Source organism: Mucilaginibacter sp., from assembly GCF_041663085.1.
Taxonomy (GTDB): domain Bacteria; phylum Bacteroidota; class Bacteroidia; order Sphingobacteriales; family Sphingobacteriaceae; genus Mucilaginibacter.
Genome location: NZ_JBAZRC010000095.1, coordinates 1 through 18,329, shown reverse-complemented (window position 1 = coordinate 18,329; position 18,329 = coordinate 1). Strand labels below are relative to the sequence as shown.

Below are 18,329 nucleotides of genomic sequence, written 5' to 3'. Positions count from 1 at the left end.
ATGACTCCCATCTCGCCCGATATTGCGGCACGGTAGATCTCGTGGTTATATCAGCCAGTGTGTTCCAAGTGTGTGAGCGAGTAAAAAAGCCCGTTGACTTGCTGCGGACATACAGGTGGGCGTGAGTTACATTCCATAGTATAAAACTATCTAAACCAAGTGCTTTTGCTTTTATCTCTGCATTTTCACGAAACTCTCTATCGCTAATACTGGTATCAGGCATTTTTAGTTCCCAGCCCTGCAGAATGCGGGCGGTTTCCCGGTCACCAAATAACAAAACATCAGGAAACAAGCTTCCGCCATCAACTCTGATGGTTTGCTCACCACCTGCGTCTTTAATTGAACGGTTATTAGCGCTAGCCAAGGATTTGATGTGCCCTATCAAATCGATTGCCCATGATCTTTCGTTGTAGGACGCTGTTATATTTCTCATATTGCGATAGTCGGTTCATCGTTGATCACCAAGTTCACGTCAACCATACCTTTTTTATTGGGCTGCGCTGAACCGGATGAGGGTTGCAGTTCGGAAAATAATGCAGGTGGTTGCTGTTTATTCTTAAAAGCCAGTTCGACCTCTGCTAATCGCTCTTTAGCTACCTTAATATAATCAATATTACTTTCCTTAAATAAATGTACTTCCTCGTTTTTTTCAATCCCAATAAATCTTCGTTGCTCAAGCGCGGCTGCCACTAAAAAGCTACCGCTGCCAAAAGCATTGTCCAGTACTAAATCACCCTCTTTGGTAAACATGCGGATAAGGTATCTTCCAAGCGCAACGGGTTTTTGTGTCGGGTGCCAGACGCGGCCGCCAGTTTCGCTTTCAGCGGTTTTACAATACAATGTATCAGTAGGAAAACGCTCTCCATCACTCTTAACCTGAACAGGTTTAAAATCCCCATAACTACCTGTAAATTGAGCTTTTCTTACCCCTTTATTGTAAGGTTCACCCGGAGACATTACCGGATAATAACTGGGCTGGCTTCCATAAAAAATGCAGATGTCCTCGTGCTGCCTTAGTGGCTGGCGGCGGGCATTCAAAAAATTAGTGGGTTTACTTTTCACCCATACAAATTTATACTTAAACCATTCCTCGTTACTTAAAATAAGTTTTGCTGTAAATATCCCTTGCGATGAAAGTGCAATAACTCCCTTTGGCTTTATGATCCGTCTGTATTCGCTCCAAAGTTCAGTCAAGGGTATAACGCTATCCCACTTATTCTGCGTTGTACCATAGGGCAAATCGCACAAGATCATATCGACAGAAGCATCGTCGATTTGTTTCATGACCTCAAGGCAATCCCCTTGAAATATATCACCACCACGGTACTTCATCCTAACTATTTATCACTGTTTATAAAAATTTAAAAATCAAAAAGCCATTTTACAGACTTTCCTTTATCAATAATATACCACAAATTAACGCTTTTTACCCGCTTTCAAAGACATTGTGGAAAAGCAATTACTTGTATAAAACTTTGTCCCGGGTTACACGAAAGCTTTACTTATTCAAAATCATTGCCCTGAATATGCGCAAACATAAGCATTGCTAAATATATTAGCAAAATTGATTGAATTAAATTTGTTATAACTTTACCAAAATTTTTTTAAGTGAATTATTTGGAGCAAGAGGATATAACCCTTGAAATGGTTATTAAGGCCGGGTTACTTAAACCGGGAACAACCGTATATGCAGCATCTGACAGCAATATAACCGGAACGTTAAATGCTGATGGCTCGATTGAGTTAACTATCGACGGAACGAAAAAAGTATTCCCTTACCCAAGCGGAGCCGCCCGTGCGGTTAGAAATATCAGCGTTAGCGGTTGGGTATTTTGGAAAGTAAAAGAAAACGGCCAACTAACTGATTTACTAAAGTATAAGCAAAGACTACAGATCATCAACGGTCAATAAACTAAAATTCATTTATGTCTTTCAAATGCATTAAGGAACTTAAAGATGACGGGATAATATTGTTTTTTATTCAAAAACATTCATTATATTTGTCTAATAAGTTCATTGACTATCACTTATACGTATAAACAGGCTTCAAAAGCCACCAAACAAAAGCACATTAGATGTGCCCTATTCGGTGCCCGTTCCTGTTCGTTTTCGATGTAACGTATTGAATATTATAGATTTAAATGGCCGGATAATCGTCCTGCCATCCCGACAGAAGCGATACCAATTATCAAAAACCTCTTCAATTCACTTTGAAGAGGTTTTTTGTTTTATCAGCCACGCCTATTTAATTTAACTCATCTATATCTGTTCACTGTTTAGGTTGCAGTTATATTAATCATTCAATCCTTTGCCGGCTAAAATTTGTGGTATACACTTTTCAACCCTTGCCCCGCGGGTTTTTGATTGTTTAGGAGCCGAAAAGTGCAACAGATATGCTTTTTGCCTGCCTGGTGTTAATGCCTCAAAAGCAGTTTTCAGTACTGCGCTTCCGTCTAATTTACCTTGAAACTCTTCGGCCACTTTAAAGTCGGGAGTCTTTTTAAACTCCACTTCCAATCCGGCTTTTTCTACCTCAGCAGCTTCAAAAACATAGGCTTTTATGATAGCTTCCCGTTCTATTACTTCATCGAGATTAGTGAACCGGATCTGGCGTGCTGATTGCACATTCTCTGTTTGCTGGATCAGGATATTATCGGCATTATGTAATAATGCTCCTTTAAAAAACAACAATGCGCAGTAATCCTTAAAATCATGTATTAAAACAATATTGCTTTTTTTAAAAGTATAACACGGGCATCCCCATTTCAATTCCTCAGTTAGCCCACAATCAAGGATTATTGTTCTTAATCTCCTTACTTCGCCCTGCCACTTTTTGGCCTTATTAAAATAAAAATCAACCTTTGGGTTCATACTATTCAATGATTAGTTAACTAAAACAAACTTTCTGTTCGCAGGCATGAAATACCAAGACAAGATAATAAAAACGGTTTGGAAAAATGGCCCTATAAGCCCTTTTATGCTATGATCGCCACTAACAAATGTGAAGCAAAAGCGCCTGTCATCACAAAAAACAGTCCTGCATAGGCCCATTCCTTAAACAGCTTAAAACCAGGCGATATAATAGCTATTACGCATTTTTAAATTCTTCAAAAGCACAAAAAGCCACCCTGTTTGGATGGCTTTTGTTATAACAAATAGTTGTTTAATCCCAATTAAAGGCAACTTCCCTACCGTTAAGGCTCCATTTTTCAGGAAAGGGATTTGTTAACCAATCCAGTGGTTCGCCGTTGGGCTGCACTTTGGCAGCGTTGGTAAAGGCTTGCTTTATGGCTGCTTTTTTCTCGTTGTCCAGTATATCCAGCTCTGCCGATATAAAGAGCGGTGAACCGCTTTCTGCCAGCAATTGCAGCCATTGCTTATTCTTATCCCAGGCAACGTCTTTGGTTAAACCTACGCAGTCGCCATCGGCAGCGTAAAATGCGTTATTTTGAGGCAGGCGAAAACCCAAGGTATTAACCCCCATTTTTTTTGTGCGCGCCCACTCCTTCCCACTGGTATCATCGCCAATACGATTAAGCTCGAACACCCCGGCAGATAGATGGCTCATGGTATTACAGCCAATAATATACATATCGCCGGCCGCTTCCCTTATCGTATGATAAAGTGTGTTGATGATCTCGGCGTTGGTTTTTGTTTGATCCTGAAATCTCCAGTCGGGGGCGGTAAAACTATCTTTCATTTGCATACCCCACCTGCCAAAAATATCCCAGCTGCTGTAATCATGTTTTACCATGTTGTAGCCCCACTGTTTATATAAGGTTATATTACGTTTAACCCTTGCAAGGTTTTCGGGTATGGTTGGGTCGAGGATCAGTTCATCACCCTGCTGACTACGGCCCGGTATTTTGGGCGCTAACAAGCTTTTACTATCATCCTTACAGGCAATTAAGGGGCGTGTCCATAAACCCGGGCGCATACCATGGCTTTTTATTTCGTCGGCCATTTTATGCATATCCTTAAATTTATCGTTCACTATCGAAAAATCGTCGGCCTGTTGCCAGCCATCGTCAATAACAGAAAACGGGCGGTTGTTTGTATCTGTAACCAACTCGGCCATGGCGGCTGTTTGGTCACTTATGGTTTGATAAGAGTTTTTTCCATACACTACATACCAATCGTTAATACCGTAAACGGGTTGTTTTGGCAACCGTGGTTTTGTGCACATTACTTTGCAAAAATCAGTAAGAGTTGCGTAAGGGGTTTGACCTGCCTTACTCATGCCGGTTACAATATCTGCAGCATGTAAGGTGCGCTGACCAAGTTTTACACCCGCCCCGCCAGAGCGTGTGTCCATAACCAATTCTATTCCATCGGGCTTTATACCCCACCAGCAAAGTGTGCTGCAGCCGGTTTTTACACCAAAGCATGCGGTTTGTTTATCATCATTAAGTAATACATACCATGGGTTTCGTACTACTTCACCGGGTGGTTTCCAAGCCATATCACCATAAGTACGTTCCCAATGATCGCCTAATACTTTGGGATATATTGATGTTTGGTGTTTCCACTTAAACTTTACTGCCTGTAATTCGGCCATGGGAGATTGGATATATACCGCCTGCGCGTTACCGCTGTTTTTAACCTCTACTTTGATATCCCGGTAAGTAAAAACGGAGCCGCCTTTGCCGGTAAGTTTAACCCATTGGTCACCTACCTGTGCCCAGGCCTCGTCAGGATGATTGATCAGCGAAGCACCGTTGCCTGTAGCGTACGTTAACCTGCTGTACATAACCGCGGCAAAACCGGTAGCAGATAGTTTAATAAAGTTGCGTCTTAACATAGGTATTTAAATATGATGGCTAAAAGTAGCAATTACAAAGTTTTATACAAACCAATAAACCGGGTTAAGTAAACCGTTGCATAAAAAATATAACGCTGCAATTAGTGCCGGAAGTATTTTTTTATAAATTGCACGTTATGAAAAACGCTATTTATACTACTGCATTATTGCTATTAAGCCTTACTGCCGGTGCGCAGGATTGGCCAAACATAAAAAGATATGAAGAAGCCAACAACGCTGTAAAACCGCTTGCAAAAGGTGAAAAAAGGGTTGTTTACATGGGTGATTCGATCACCGATTTCTGGATCAATAATGATTCCACCTTTTTTAAAAGCAATAACTATTACGACCGCGGCATAAGCGGCCAAACCACCGGGCAAATGCTACTGCGTTTCCGCGAGGACGTGATCAACCTAAAACCTGCTGTGGTAGTTATTTTAGCTGGTATTAATGATATAGCCGAGAACAACGGCCCATCAAAACTGGAGGATGTTGCAGGTAATATTTTCTCGATGGCCGAACTGGCTAAAGCCAATAATATTAAAGTGGTGATATCATCGGTATTGCCTGCGGCGGCGTTCCCGTGGCGGCCTGCTATAAACCCGGTAGAAAAGGTTAAAGCCTTGAATGCAATGCTGTTAAACTATGCCAAAAAGAACAACATGGTTTACCTTGATTACTTCAACGCTATGGCCGATAATAAAAGGGCACTGCCTTTAGCACTATCAAAAGATGGTGTACACCCTAACCTTGACGGTTATAAAATGATGGAGCCTTTAGCTAAAAAAGCGATAGCACAGGCACTGCAAAAAAAGTAAACTTAACCCGTTTGTTCCATTTTTGAATAAGACAAAACGGAACAAACGGAACGCACTGATAATAAGATAGTTATTACTGACAAGATATTGTCAGTATCTCAATAAATGCTTTAGCTATTTTTTGTTAACTGTTTGTTTCATAGCAAATTATTAAATTGACGCTTTTGTTCCATTTTTTACAAAATGCAACAAAAAATAAAAAAAAACAACGGGTAAAGCAGGGGTAAAATAACGCTTTTATTCGCCTTTTTTAGGCCCTGGTACGGCCTTTTCAGGAAGCAGGAACGCAGTAAAAGGAAAAATAGAATTAATTATAAATAATTGATTTACAAATAATTATAAATTTAAGCCTGTTCCACTTTTTCCCGAATTGAACAAAAACGGAACAGGCTTTTTTGCGAAACTTGACAAGTATAGGCCATTATATATTGCACTCACAGAGAAACAACAAATGGGCTATTACCATTTACCAGCCTATTGGCAACTATGATACAAAACCAACTTTTAGTTATCTAAAAGCAATACTTTTTTCACATACAGGGTGTTTTGCAAAGAGCTTTTTTAAATTTAAGGCCTGTAATTGATAAACTACAGGCCTTAGATCATACTTACTTAGCAGATAAATATTACCGGGTTTTGGTCACCTTAACCCAGTCTACCCACATTTTAGCCTGGCCGTTTTTCACCATATTAACAGAGCTTTCGGGCAAGCCATAATAAGGTTGCTTTATGCCATTTATCTTAGCCGGGTAACCACCGCCAAGGGCATAGTTAAGTATCAGGTACTGATTATTATCAAAGATCCATTTGCCGTAATGCTCGGCCATTTTGCGGGTTACGCGGAACATGGGTACACCGTCGTACTTAAATACAAGTCCCTCGGGCGACCAATCAACCGCGTAAACATGCCATTGGGTAGCATCGTGTTCTTTATCAAAATATAAACGGTTTACAAAGGGCGTTTCGCCGCTGTAACCGGGGCCGTGTACTGCCGCGCTTATCCAGTCTGGCTCGCCTACATACTCCATAATATCAATTTCACCCGCGTCCGGCCATGTGCCGTTGCCCAGCATCCACCAGGCCGGCCATAAACCTTCGCCCGCTGTAACTTTTATCCTGGCCTCTGCTGTGCCGTAAGTAAAATCAAATTTGCCACGGGTGTTTATCCTGGCCGAAATAAAATCGTACTCCCTGCCCTCAACATTTTTAAACTTAGGCAAGTATTTGGGTTTTAACACCAATAGCCCATCCTCGAGGTACATTACAGATGATGAATCTACATACGTTTGCAGTTCGTTATTTCCGTTAAAACCAGGCACTTCCGGGGTCCATTTATTACGATTAAGTTGGGTACCCGAAAAATCATCAAAAAAAACCACTCGGCCTTTGGCATAGCCTGTAGCCGAACTTTTTTTTACCGATGAGCAGGACGTACTTATAGTTATTGCAGCCGCAACAGCAGCCACATAAATACACTTTTTATAAAGCATAATAATAATTAGGGGATTGTTTAATAAGCTAAACGCCATTTAATTAATGGCGTTTAGCTCTAATTTTGATTATTTATATACACGTACGTAATCTACCTCCATTGAGCTGCTGGTAAAGTTAGGATCGACAGCAGGGCCGCCAAAATTACCCCCCATTGCTACGTTAAGTATCAGGAAGAAATTGTTGTTAAACGGCAGGTCGGCACTATTCGGGAACGTATAGTATACAACCCCGTCAATAGCGAACTTCAAAGTAGCCGGCGTCCAATCCAGACTGTAAACATGAAAATCTGTTGAAGCAGTTGGGTTCTGAGTTGTCCCCCCTACGCCGCCGCCGCCATAGTGACCAGGATAGTGCATGGTAGAGAATATGGTATTTTGCTGTTTACCAACATGCTCCATAATATCTATCTCGCCGCAAGCCGGCCATGGTGTAGTATCAACATTGCTGCCAAGCGCCCATATTGCCGGCCATGTACCCACACCGGTAGGCAGCTTTGCTTTAACTTCTACGCGGCCATATTTAAAATTGAACTTACCTTTGGTTAAAAGCCTCGCCGAGGTATAACCAAAACCGTTGTAATCTTCTTTTTTCAGATTGATCTTTAATGTACCGTTACTTACCACAGCGTTATCTGTACGGTTGGTATAGTACTCCAGTTCGTTATTACCCCAGCCGTTGTTATTGCCAAGATCATATCCCCATTTACCCGGATCGGGCGCACCGGCAGTATTAAACTCATCCGACCAAATAAGGGCTTCGGCTGCAGACACATTTACCTGTATTGTTTTTACGGTTGTTTTACCGCTTTGGCTTTTAGCGGTAACTTTTACGGTATAAGTACCCGCTACCGGATACTTATAGGTTACATTTCCGCTTGTGCTGTTTTGGAAAACACCGTTGCCAAAATCAAACTCATAAGTCACAGTATTATCTGCAGTTACGGCAAAGGTTACTGTGCCGCTGTTATCTGTACTTACTGTAGGGGTTATAACAATATTAGCAGGCTTATCTGCCGTGTTATTTGCTCCATCGTTTTTTTTGCTGCAGCTGGCAAACAAGGCCACCAATGCTATCAGTATATATTTATGTGAGTGTTTCATGCTTATTATGGTTTAAGTTTAAATTTCTGGTACCATGCAAGGCCATCAATACCAATACTACGTACAGTAATGTTGGTTGCTGTAAGCTCCATAAGCTCATAAGTAGTACCACCTGTACCAAATGCTATAAGCCCGTTGCCCGGCACTGTAAATTGTATGCGTGTGGAGTTTGCCGAAGTTGAACCGGATGTGGCATCCATAAAGGCAAGCTTTTTAACGCCGGTAACGTCAAGGTCATAACAATTGTCTCCTCCTGATTTACCATAGAAAGCGGTAGCGGCAGCTGTGAAAAACGATTGCCCTTTATTATTTATCGTCATATTTATGCTGCTTCCATCCTTGGTAAAGGTTATCTCATCATCATATAAACATTCAGCGCGTTCGTCAGGCTGTGCGCTGTAATAGGTTGATGTATAAGTATCAAGAGGACCTACACCTACATGGCCGGGTGTTTTACGATCTATAACCCAGGTTTGCGAACTGCCATTTGTCAGATTTTGCATAATTGCTGCCGGGATTTCGAACGCCACAAACACGGTGATCTTTTGTGTTGTAGTTGTGGTTACACCACCGGTTCCTATAGCACTCACTACAATAGTGTAATCGGAAGTGCCCGGGTTGGTGTATTTGTGTACCAATTCGCCTTCGCTTACTATTTTGGTGTTACCATCGCCAAAATCTATTTTGTACGAAATGGCACCGATAGCCGATGTTTTAATGGTAACGTTACCAGAACCCGCCCCGGCAGGATTTGCCGCATCTGCACCTTCAATAACGGTCGACAGGGTTAAATCCTTCGGGGTAACTATTTTACCAAAGGTATACTCTTGTTTTTTACAGCCTATTACAATTATAACGGCTGCCAAACAGATGGTTATTAATGCTTTTATATTAATTTTCATCGCTCTATAAATTAATTAAGTGTGATATCATCTAAATAGAATGTGTAGTTGGCCGAACCATCACCCGATGTACCGTTGTCAAATATCAGCACCACCTTTTGGTATGAGTTTGCTGTATTGACACCCGAATAATCGAATGTTAATTCTTCCCATTCGTTTGCCTTGGTAGTAAGTACCTCTTTTTCGAAGCTGATACCACCATTAGTCAGGTTCTCAACCTTTAACAACACCTTAGCCCCCACCCTTGGCGAGTAAACCTTCATTTTAAATGTTTTCCTGGTCGAGAAATCTATCGGGTTATCCAATGCAAGGAAACTACCACCATAAGTAGCGCCGGGGTTTTTAACCATTTTGGCAACCTTGGTGCTGGTGTTAATACCAGAAGCATTGGGGTTGTTTACGATAGTAACCGCGCCGCCATCAAAATCAGTAAAGGCATAGTTTAGGGTTGTTGACTGAAAATCAAGCGGGATACCTAATACAGATGATGGCGCCGGCACCAATTTCAGGTCATCCCAATAGAACACTTTACCAGAACCGCCTACGTTAAAGTCGAAAAACACGGAAGCTTTATCGTAATTATACGCAGAATTAAAGGCCGGTGTACCCGCTGAATTATTCAGGAAGTTAAAGGTTAAAGTTTCCCATTGGTTAGCGACAGTCGTCACTGCATCTGTTTCAACAGCTTTAGTGTTATCGGCATGGTCTTCTAATTTCAGCTTAATGGTTATCCCCGCTGCAGGCGAATAAACACGCAGGCTCAACTGAGCAAAGGCTGATGTTATAGGCACTTTAGTTGGGAAGCCCGCAGCCGTACCAATAGTAACCCCTGCCCAGGTTTCGGCATTGCCCGGTTTGGTGGTCTTCTTAACTTTATTAGCCGGGTTAGTTGGGTCAACAGCGTCAACGGTGATATTGTTACCAAAATCAATTACGGTATAATCTGTATTTGGTGCGTCAAAAGTAACCGGCAAGCTGATCTTTTGGATAGGAACGGTCATTTTCAGGTCGTCCATATAAAACACCTTACCATTGCCACCTACATTAAAGTCAAAAAACATCGAAGCCTTATCATAAATAAATGCCGGGTTTAAAGCGGGTGTACCAACCGAGTTATTATTAAAATCGAATGTTAAGGTTTGCCATGCATTAGCTACGGTTGTTACTGCATCTGTTTCAACAGACTTTGTACCGTCGTTATGGTCTTCCAATTTTAATTTTACGGTTAAACCGGCAGCAGGTGAATAAACACGAGCTGTCATTTTTGAGTTGGCAGCGGTTACCGCTACTTTATTTGCAAAGCCTGTAGCTGTACCTAAAGTTGTACCTGCCCAAACTTCGGCGCCACCCGGTTTAATAACTTTTAAAACTTTGTTTGCAGCATTAGCCGGATCTGCAGCCACACTTGATACGTTGCCGCCAAAATCGCTGGTGGTATAATCATAATTAGGGTCATCAAAAGTTAAAGGCAAGTCTATTTGTTTGCCTACTTTAATGGTTTCCTCGTGTTTGGTTGTTGCAATACCGCCGCTTAATGCAACCACCCTTACTACATAGCTACCTGCGGTTGCATATGTATGGGTAGCTGTCTGCGCTTCCAGGAACGAATCATAAGGCTCGGGGTTGCTTGTTGTTTCATCACCGTAATATACATGAAACATGGTTTCATAATCGGCAGTGGCGCCAACATTAATTGTTAAGCCATTGGTGGTAACAGTAGTTTTTAAATTTTCAGGGGCTTTAAATGATACTGTAAGTTCCTGGCTTAATTCAGTTGTTTTACCGTTAATTCCGTGGGCTACTATCTTTACAGTATAAACACCCTCTTTGTAAGTATGCTGTGTGTTTTTACCGGCACCAACCTTAACAAAGCTTTCTGTGCCATCGCCGTAGTAAACATCGTACATGGTTGCACCTTCGCCCGAAGGGAAAATAGTAACCAGGCCCGTGTTATCCTGTGTAATATTAAATAATACCGACAGCTTTGCCGGATCAGATACACCGCTGTTAACAAACGATGTATCGTCAAATGATTCCTTTTTACAGCCCGCAATAACAGCCAGTAGCAAGGTTATACTCAAAAAATATTTTTTCGCATTCATGATCTTGTGATTTTATGAATTAGTATCCGGTGTTTTGTGGTATGCCTGTAACGTTTATTTCTTCCTGTGGTATAGGGAAAACCTCGTGTTTGCCTGCTACAAAGCCGGTAAGCTTTGTGGCAGCCTGCCCGGTTCTTACCAGGTCAAAAAAGCGGTCGCCGTCCATAGCAAGTTCTAAGCGGCGCTCGTCCCATATTGCTTGTTTCAACGTATTGCCTGCAGCTGTTACCTTATGTGTATCATCTCCAAATGCACGGGCACGTACGCGGTTCAGGTAATCCTGCGCTTTAAGGTCATTGGGGGTGGTTGACCTGTTATTTGCTTCGGCAGCCATCAATAACACTTCAGCATACCTTAAAACCCTAAAATTGTTCAGGTAGTTCAACTCAACCTGGCCGGATGTTTCGCCTTTGCGCGGCAAATACTTACCGTTATATAAACCGGTGTTTTTATAAGGAGCTACCTGGTATGTAATACCATACTCGGGATGGGCTGTTTTATAAGCTTCAATATCAAATGCTGTGATAGCTTTACGCTGATCGCCCGCAGCGTATGCAGCGGCCAGGTTTTGGGTTGGCAGGTTAGTGCTCCAGCCTGCAGCATAAGGCATAGCGGCACTACCATTTATGCCCCTTATACCGTTTTGCTGTACCGCGTAATTACCCTGGCCACGTGTTGCTCCGCCCCAGTTGTAATATGGCGAACCGTTGGTGTATTGTATCTCAAAAACCGACTCGGGGCCGTTCTCGCCCGCAGCCAAATAGATAGAGGCATAATCACTCACCAATGAGAATGCGTTTGAGGTAATGATCGGCTCAAGTACGGCATCGGCATCGTTAAATTTGTTTTCATACAAATAAACTTTACCTAATAATGCCTGTGCCGCATATTTGGTTACCCTGCCTTTTTGATCCTGATTTACCGGTAAAGCGGCTATAGCTGCCTTAAGGTCGGTTTCAATTTGTGCATAAACCTCGGCTTTAGGTGCTCGCTTTAATGATTTCGCATCGTTATTGTCAAAGCGGCCATTGGTGAACAACGGCACATCGCCCCACATTTTTACCAGCGTAAAATAATAGTAAGCACGTAAAAAATATATTTCACCGTAAAGGGCATCTTTACCATTAAAGTCAACTGTTTCGCCTGCTTTATTTTTCTCTTTATACTGTATAAGATAATTAGAACGGTTAACACCTTCATAGGCTACCTGCCACAGATCGTACAGTGTTGAATTTGTTGATGTTAGCGTAAAATCATCAATTTGTTGCAGTGGTAAAACGTCTGATGCGCTTTCACCACCTGCAACCGAGTTATCTGATGCAATATCGCCTATTACAACTACCTGGTTTAACCATTGCAGCGGCGAATAAACGCTGACAGCCATAGTACGGTAATCACTTTCAGACTTCAGATAGTCGAGATCGGTAACCACAAAACGATCGTGGGGGTTACTTTCAATCCATTTTTTACATCCTGTAAATGTGGTTATTAACATAACCAAGCCAATTAGCTTTATATATCTTTTATTCATCGTAATATCTTTTAATGAATTATAATTTAATGTCAAGTCCCATGGTATATACTCTTGGTTGCGGATATGCACCACGGTCAACACCTGTATCAAACACGCCCCCCCCTATTTCGGGATCAAAGCCAGAGTATTTTGTAAAGGTGAAAGCATTTCTAACCTGTCCGTAAATCCTTATGCTCTTAAATACTTTACCCTGTAATAAGCGAGGAAGGGTGTAGCCTAATTGTATATTTTTGATCTTCACAAATGTGCCGTCTTCAACATACCTGTCAGATGCGCGGATGTTGCTGTTATCATCAGTAAAGGTATATCTTGGGTAACGGGCATCATTGGTTGTACCCTCGCCGGTCCATCTGGCTAATACACCACGGTATTTATTGGTGTAGTTACCATTACGCTCATAAGCACGATAAATATCGTTTCCGATAGAGGCATAAGTAAATGCGTTAAAGTCAAAGTTTTTATAACTCATAGTCAGCGTCCAGCCCAAAGTAACCTTAGGGAATGGGTTGCCTATGTTGGTGCGGTCATCAGCATTGATCACGCCATCTTTATTTACATCTACAAAGCGGATGTCGCCCGGTTTAGCCCCCGGTTGCGTAGCCCATGCGGTAACATCGGCAGTATTCTGGAACAACCCATCGGTTTTATAACCATAGAAATATCCCGGTGCCTGGCCCTTTTCAAATACCGTTACCTGTTGCGATTGGCCATTAAAGTAGCTACCACCGAATATTTTGGCTGTACCATCACTGTTTGTTGCAGTAACAAGGCTTTTTACAGTAGTTACTGTAAACGTATTGCCTAACGTAAATGAATTGCCTATTTTTTCGTTATAGCCTATTGTTATATCAAGCCCGCTGTTTTTTGTTGAACCAATGTTACCATCAGGTAATGGTATTGTACCTGTTACAAGAGCTCTACCGGGTTGAAAAATCAATCCCGATACTCTTTTCTCGTAATAATCAGCAGTGATGTTTAATTTGCCGTTTAACATAGTTATATCAAACCCAAAGTTTGCCTGTTTCTGTGTTTCCCAGCCGAGCAGCGGGTTAACGGTTGAGCCCAGGGTAGAACCCGGATAAAATACGTTGTTGAAATTATAACCGTTACTATTTGCAGTAGGGCCATAATCGGGCCCGCCGGTTACAATGCTGGCAGCCTGCGTAGGTGTTATATCGCTACCAACTGTACCATAACTACCTCTTATCTTTAAGAAATCGATAGCCGAAACGTTGAAGAAACTTTCTTTACTTGCAACCCAACCTACTGATCCTGAATAGAAATTGGCAAACTTCCTGTTCTCACCAAAAGCTGTTGACCCATCGCGGCGTGCGGTGAAAGATGCAAGGTACCTTTCTTTGTAATCATAGTTCAACCTGGCGAAATACGATAAGTTACGGCTGAAATACTGGTAGTAATAACCACCGCTTGCCGACGGATTGGTAGCAGTGTTTGTACCGGTAGCTGCACTGTAATCGGCAAAAGTCCAGGAGTTGAACGGAACATCCTGCCTGTTGGCACCGGCCGCATTACCCGATGTTTTGGCCATTGAGAAACCTAATACAGTTTCAAAATTGTGGTCTTGAGCTACTTTAAAATTGTAATTGGCGTATGTTTCCCAGGTATAGTTAAAGTTGCTTATTTTATCCTGGTTTACGCTGTTATGCTTATCAAGTACCGTTGAGCCATCGGCGTTCATGCTGTTATCAACATTCAGCGGCCCGTAAAACACAAGCGGGGTAAAGCTCTTGCTATTAGCATCGTACTTGGTATATCCAAACCTGCTGGTTAGTTTCAGGTTCTTTAATATATCATATTGCATCTCAAATTTACCGTAAAGCTTATTACCCAGGCTTTTGTTATAGGTATTATCAAGTTTGGTTAAAGGGTTATAAACCTCTGATAGAATAAGGTTACTGTAACCGTATTTACCAACTGTATTTTCGGTATTATAAACCGGTACAGTTGGGTCGAAATTAAGTGCACTACCAATAACGCTGTTAAAGGAGTTTTCCTGGATACCTTTTGAATTTAATATCACACCGGTGGTGTTCAATATGAATTTTAGTTTGGGTGTAAGCTGAAAATCAAGGTTAGCGGTGAAGTTACCACGATCGAACCTTGATTTATCGCTGCCGCCAACTATACCTCCCTGGCTTGTATAACCGCCGGCCAGGAAATACGTTACCGTTTCGCTACCGCCGCGTACACCAATGTTGTGTTGCTGCAAAGGGGCGGTTTTAAATACTTCTTTTTGCCAGTTGGTACCAACGCCCAGTACAGACAGATCGGGGAATATTACCGGGCCGCCTGAAACAACGCTTCCCTCGTTTACCATTGCTCCATATTCGGTAGCATTTAAAACAGGGATGTACCTGGCTATTTCCTGCACACCATAGCTACTGTTTACAGTAAGCTCGGTTTTCATGTTCTTACGGCCGGTTTTGGTAGTTACCACAATAACACCATTACCGCCTTTAACACCGTAAATAGCAGTGGCCGATGCATCTTTAAGCACACTTATTGATTCAATATCAGCCGGGTTTACAGCGTTCAGGTCACTTAACCCCTGCATTACACCATCAATAACCACCAGCGCACCTGCACCACTGTAAGAGTTTATACCCCTGATAATAACTGTTGGTGTTGAACCTGGTGTACCACTTTGTACAACGGTAACACCCGCTGCACGGCCCTGTATGGCTTCTTCTGCACGCACCGGGTTTTGTTTTTGGATCTCTGAACTTTTTATTGTTGAAATAGCGCCCGACACTTTGGTTACTTTTTGGGTACCGTAACCAATAACAACAACTTCGTTAAGGGCGTTGTTCATGTTATCCTCTAAAGCAAAGTTTTGTTCGCCGGCCTGGGTTATTCTTCTTTCTATAGTTGTCATGCCTACAAACGTGACTGCTATAGTACCACCTCCTTGTGGAATGCTTAATGTGTAATTACCATTTACATCTGTAACAACACCTGTTGTTGTTCCTTTAACGGTTACTGATGCGCCGGGCAATGATTGTCCGTCGGATTTTTGGGTTACTTTACCGGTTATACGCAGGGACTGGGCATAGCCCGCCTGGCTAATAAAACATAAGAGCAAAGCAATACCCACGAAAAACTTGAGTCTTAATTGCATAAGGTTTAAATTGATAATTTAAGTTAATTGGTCTAATTGGTGTCGACCTTTGGTTAATTGTAAAGTTTATTCATACATCATTTTTTCGGGCATAAAAATGCACGGTAATACATTTGGCTTAAAGCATTAGTTAACGGTTTTAAATTGGTTTATAATTTTGCCGGAGCAATTGGTTTATGGGTATCAAATGTATGGCAGGTAAATACCTAAAATGAAATTTGGCACTACATCACTGCTACACAACATTGAAAAATCGTTTAAAAACACAGATATTAGTGCACCAATTATAAACCCCGGTACAATTTTGCTAAACCAATATAAAATCCTGTTTTTAAAGGCATTACATGTAATACTACTATTTGCATGCATACAAAATGTCATGTCGCAAACCTATATTGGCCAGCGTAAAACCATAAACTACGAGAAAAGACAGTACAACGCGGGAACCCAAAACTGGAAAATACGCCAGGATGCACAGGGACGTATGTACTTTGCCAACAACGAGGGCGTACTTGTTTTTGATGGTTCGTACTGGCAGTTATATCCCCTGCCCAATAAAACAATTGTACGTTCGCTTGAGTTTGGGAGCGATAAAAGGCTGTATGTAGGTGGCCAGGATGAGATCGGATATTTTTCGCCGGCTAAAAATGGGCAGCTTATATTTACATCATTAAAAGAACTTATTCCTAAAGCCGATCAGGAATTTTCTGACATATGGGATATTGCCAGCCATGGCAACGAGGTTTTTTTCCGTTCGCACGATAAGATAATAAAGTTTGGCAATAATAAAATAACCGTCTATCACTCCCACTCGTGGCTATTCCTGGGAAATTACCAGGGCAAACTAATAGCACACGACGAGCAAAAGGGCCTTTTAACCTATGCTAATAATGAATGGCACCCTTTTATAGATAAGAAAGACTTGCCCAAAGGCTTTTACATGACCTCGGTATCAAAGTTTAATGATACATCAAGCCTGGTTACCACAGCTAAAGATGGTTTGTACCTGTTAGCCGGTAATAAACTTAAATATTTTAACCTTACTGGTTTTGGCATTAATAATCACCAGCATTTTTCGGCAGCTACAGCACTTGATGACGGCACGTACCTGGTGAGTACTTATATTAATGGTATTTACCAGATAGGTAAAAATGGTAATGTGATAGAAAACATTGGCAAAAAAGAAGGCCTGCAGAATATTTTTGTACGCTGTATGTATGCCGATGTTAACCACAATATTTGGTTAGGGCTTGATAATGGAATAGATTTTATTGCATATAACAACGCCGTTAAACATATTAACCCGGCAGTGTTTAAAGATGGTGGCGGCTACGCAACCGCTTTGTATAAAAACAGCCTGTATTTTGCCTTATCTAACGGGGCATATCAACTTCCGGTAGGTAATACTACAGATCTGAGTTATCTAAAAAGTAACTTCAAGCAGGTTGCTGAAGGGCAAACATGGAATATAGCCGCCGTTGAGGGGCATTTGCTGGCTGGCCGCGACGATGGGATCTTTGAAGTATTGAACGATAAACTTTCGCCCATTTATAACAGCACCGGTTTTTGGATCTTTCAGCCATTAAAAAATAAGGCTGGCACCCCGCTTATAGCTGCCGGTAATTATTATGGTGTGCGTTTGTTTGAAAACAAGGAGAACGCTTTAATTGATAAGGGCAGCGTGGCTAAGTACTATGAATCGGCCCGTTTTGTACAGGTTGATAGTAATAACATTATCTGGACCTCGCACCCCTACCGTGGTGTGTATAAACTAAACCCCGATAATAATCAGATCAAAACCTACACAATTGCGCAAGGCCTGCCGTCTAACTTAAATAATTTTGTATTTAAAGTAAAAGGGCATGTTGTAATAGCTACAGAAAAAGGCGTTTATGAATACGATGCCAAAACAGACCACTTTAAACCATCGGTACAATTTGAAAAAATATTTGGCGACCGCAGTTTGAGGTACCTGCAAGAAGACCAGGCAGGCAACATTTGGTTTGTACAGGGCAAAAGCCTGGGCGTGGTTGATTATGCTGTAACACCAACCATCATTAATTTCCCTGAGTTAAATAACCGCATACTCAGCGGTTTTGAAAACGTTTATCCCATTAATGCCAACAATATATTTGTAGGTAGCGAAAACGGTTTCTATCATATTAACTATGCCAAATACAAGCAAAACATACATGCGTTAAATGTATATATCCGTAAGGTTAAAGCCACATCAACTACAGATAGTGTAATTTACGGTGGTTATTTTGATCATGTTAACGATAATGGCAAACAAACGGCAAGTAATACACTAACGCTTGGGTATAGATGGCGTTCGTTGCATTTTGAGTACTCATCACCAATTTTTGAGGAACAATCAAATGCCGAGTACAGCTATTTGTTGGAAGGGTTTGATCAGGAATGGTCGGCATGGTCAAAAAA

Annotated in this window: 14 protein-coding genes; 3 read left to right on the top strand and 11 right to left on the bottom strand. The window is 41.6% G+C overall.

What is annotated here, in order from left to right; all coding sequences use genetic code 11:
- Both WC615_RS16080 and WC615_RS16075 read right to left on the bottom strand, forming a co-directional pair.
- Positions 1 to 433, bottom strand: a 433-nt coding sequence (locus WC615_RS16080) for a hypothetical protein (RefSeq protein ID WP_372979096.1), incomplete at its 3' end; no start/stop codon positions are given.
- Complete coding sequence (locus WC615_RS16075; protein WP_372979095.1) at positions 430 to 1,284, bottom strand: site-specific DNA-methyltransferase; 855 nt, start codon at positions 1,282 to 1,284, stop codon at positions 430 to 432. The genes WC615_RS16075 and WC615_RS16080, both read right to left, overlap by 4 nt.
- 324 nt (positions 1,285 to 1,608) lie before the next feature.
- Here WC615_RS16075 and WC615_RS16070 point away from each other — a divergent pair, with 324 nt between their 5' ends.
- Entirely contained in the window at positions 1,609 to 1,911 is a 303-nt protein-coding gene (locus WC615_RS16070; protein ID WP_372979094.1) for a hypothetical protein, read from the top strand.
- A 381-nt stretch (positions 1,912 to 2,292) separates the two neighbouring features.
- Here the strand turns inward: WC615_RS16070 and WC615_RS16065 are convergent, their stop codons facing one another.
- The 3 genes from WC615_RS16065 to WC615_RS16055 all read right to left on the bottom strand — a co-directional run bounded on the left by WC615_RS16065 (position 2,293) and on the right by WC615_RS16055 (position 4,801).
- Positions 2,293 to 2,871 carry a YdeI family protein gene (locus tag WC615_RS16065; RefSeq protein ID WP_372979093.1) on the bottom strand — a complete coding sequence of 193 codons (579 nt, stop codon included), beginning with the start codon at positions 2,869 to 2,871 and terminating at the stop codon, positions 2,293 to 2,295.
- Positions 2,872 to 2,975: 104 nt separating this feature from the next.
- Entirely contained in the window at positions 2,976 to 3,062 is an 87-nt protein-coding gene (locus WC615_RS16060) for a hypothetical protein (RefSeq protein ID WP_372979097.1), read from the bottom strand.
- A gap of 101 nt (positions 3,063 to 3,163) precedes the next feature.
- On the bottom strand, positions 3,164 to 4,801 hold the full coding sequence (locus WC615_RS16055; RefSeq protein WP_372979092.1) for a hypothetical protein: 1,638 nt from the start codon (positions 4,799 to 4,801) through the stop codon (positions 3,164 to 3,166).
- Positions 4,802 to 4,938: 137 nt separating this feature from the next.
- Between WC615_RS16055 and WC615_RS16050 the strand changes: the two genes are divergently transcribed.
- On the top strand, positions 4,939 to 5,619 hold the full coding sequence (locus tag WC615_RS16050; protein ID WP_372979091.1) for an SGNH/GDSL hydrolase family protein: 681 nt from the start codon (positions 4,939 to 4,941) through the stop codon (positions 5,617 to 5,619).
- 626 nt (positions 5,620 to 6,245) lie between these two features.
- Here WC615_RS16050 and WC615_RS16045 read toward each other — a convergent pair.
- The 6 genes from WC615_RS16045 to WC615_RS16020 form a co-directional block, all read right to left on the bottom strand.
- Complete coding sequence (locus WC615_RS16045) at positions 6,246 to 7,109, bottom strand: glycoside hydrolase family 16 protein (protein ID WP_372979090.1); 864 nt, start codon at positions 7,107 to 7,109, stop codon at positions 6,246 to 6,248.
- A gap of 69 nt (positions 7,110 to 7,178) precedes the next feature.
- Positions 7,179 to 8,213 (bottom strand): family 16 glycosylhydrolase, encoded by a 1,035-nt coding sequence (locus WC615_RS16040; protein ID WP_372979089.1) that lies wholly within the window; start codon positions 8,211 to 8,213, stop codon positions 7,179 to 7,181.
- A 5-nt stretch (positions 8,214 to 8,218) separates the two neighbouring features.
- Positions 8,219 to 9,115 (bottom strand): PKD domain-containing protein, encoded by an 897-nt coding sequence (locus WC615_RS16035; protein ID WP_372979088.1) that lies wholly within the window; start codon positions 9,113 to 9,115, stop codon positions 8,219 to 8,221.
- Positions 9,116 to 9,126: 11 nt separating this feature from the next.
- A complete protein-coding gene (locus tag WC615_RS16030; protein WP_372979087.1) occupies positions 9,127 to 11,217 on the bottom strand; it encodes a hypothetical protein in 2,091 nt (696 codons plus the stop codon).
- A 19-nt stretch (positions 11,218 to 11,236) separates the two neighbouring features.
- Positions 11,237 to 12,748 carry a RagB/SusD family nutrient uptake outer membrane protein gene (locus WC615_RS16025; RefSeq protein ID WP_372979086.1) on the bottom strand — a complete coding sequence of 504 codons (1,512 nt, stop codon included), beginning with the start codon at positions 12,746 to 12,748 and terminating at the stop codon, positions 11,237 to 11,239.
- 19 nt (positions 12,749 to 12,767) lie between these two features.
- Entirely contained in the window at positions 12,768 to 15,890 is a 3,123-nt protein-coding gene (locus WC615_RS16020) for a SusC/RagA family TonB-linked outer membrane protein (protein WP_372979085.1), read from the bottom strand.
- 211 nt (positions 15,891 to 16,101) lie between these two features.
- Between WC615_RS16020 and WC615_RS16015 the strand changes: the two genes are divergently transcribed.
- Positions 16,102 to 18,329: transcriptional regulator (locus tag WC615_RS16015; protein WP_372979084.1), on the top strand; the 2,228-nt coding region annotated here is incomplete at its 3' end.

Excerpts from the sequence above, each read along its gene's own strand:
- WC615_RS16075 (WP_372979095.1), bottom strand. The coding sequence starts at position 1,284 with ATGAAACAAATCGACGATGCTTCTGTCGATATGATCTTGTGCGATTTG.
- WC615_RS16065 (WP_372979093.1), bottom strand. The coding sequence starts at position 2,871 with ATGAACCCAAAGGTTGATTTTTATTTTAATAAGGCCAAAAAGTGGCAG.
- WC615_RS16055 (WP_372979092.1), bottom strand. The coding sequence starts at position 4,801 with ATGTTAAGACGCAACTTTATTAAACTATCTGCTACCGGTTTTGCCGCG.
- WC615_RS16050 (WP_372979091.1), top strand. The coding sequence starts at position 4,939 with ATGAAAAACGCTATTTATACTACTGCATTATTGCTATTAAGCCTTACT.
- WC615_RS16045 (WP_372979090.1), bottom strand. The coding sequence starts at position 7,109 with ATGCTTTATAAAAAGTGTATTTATGTGGCTGCTGTTGCGGCTGCAATA.
- WC615_RS16040 (WP_372979089.1), bottom strand. The coding sequence starts at position 8,213 with ATGAAACACTCACATAAATATATACTGATAGCATTGGTGGCCTTGTTT.
- WC615_RS16035 (WP_372979088.1), bottom strand. The coding sequence starts at position 9,115 with ATGAAAATTAATATAAAAGCATTAATAACCATCTGTTTGGCAGCCGTT.
- WC615_RS16030 (WP_372979087.1), bottom strand. The coding sequence starts at position 11,217 with ATGAATGCGAAAAAATATTTTTTGAGTATAACCTTGCTACTGGCTGTT.
- WC615_RS16025 (WP_372979086.1), bottom strand. The coding sequence starts at position 12,748 with ATGAATAAAAGATATATAAAGCTAATTGGCTTGGTTATGTTAATAACC.
- WC615_RS16020 (WP_372979085.1), bottom strand. The coding sequence starts at position 15,890 with ATGCAATTAAGACTCAAGTTTTTCGTGGGTATTGCTTTGCTCTTATGT.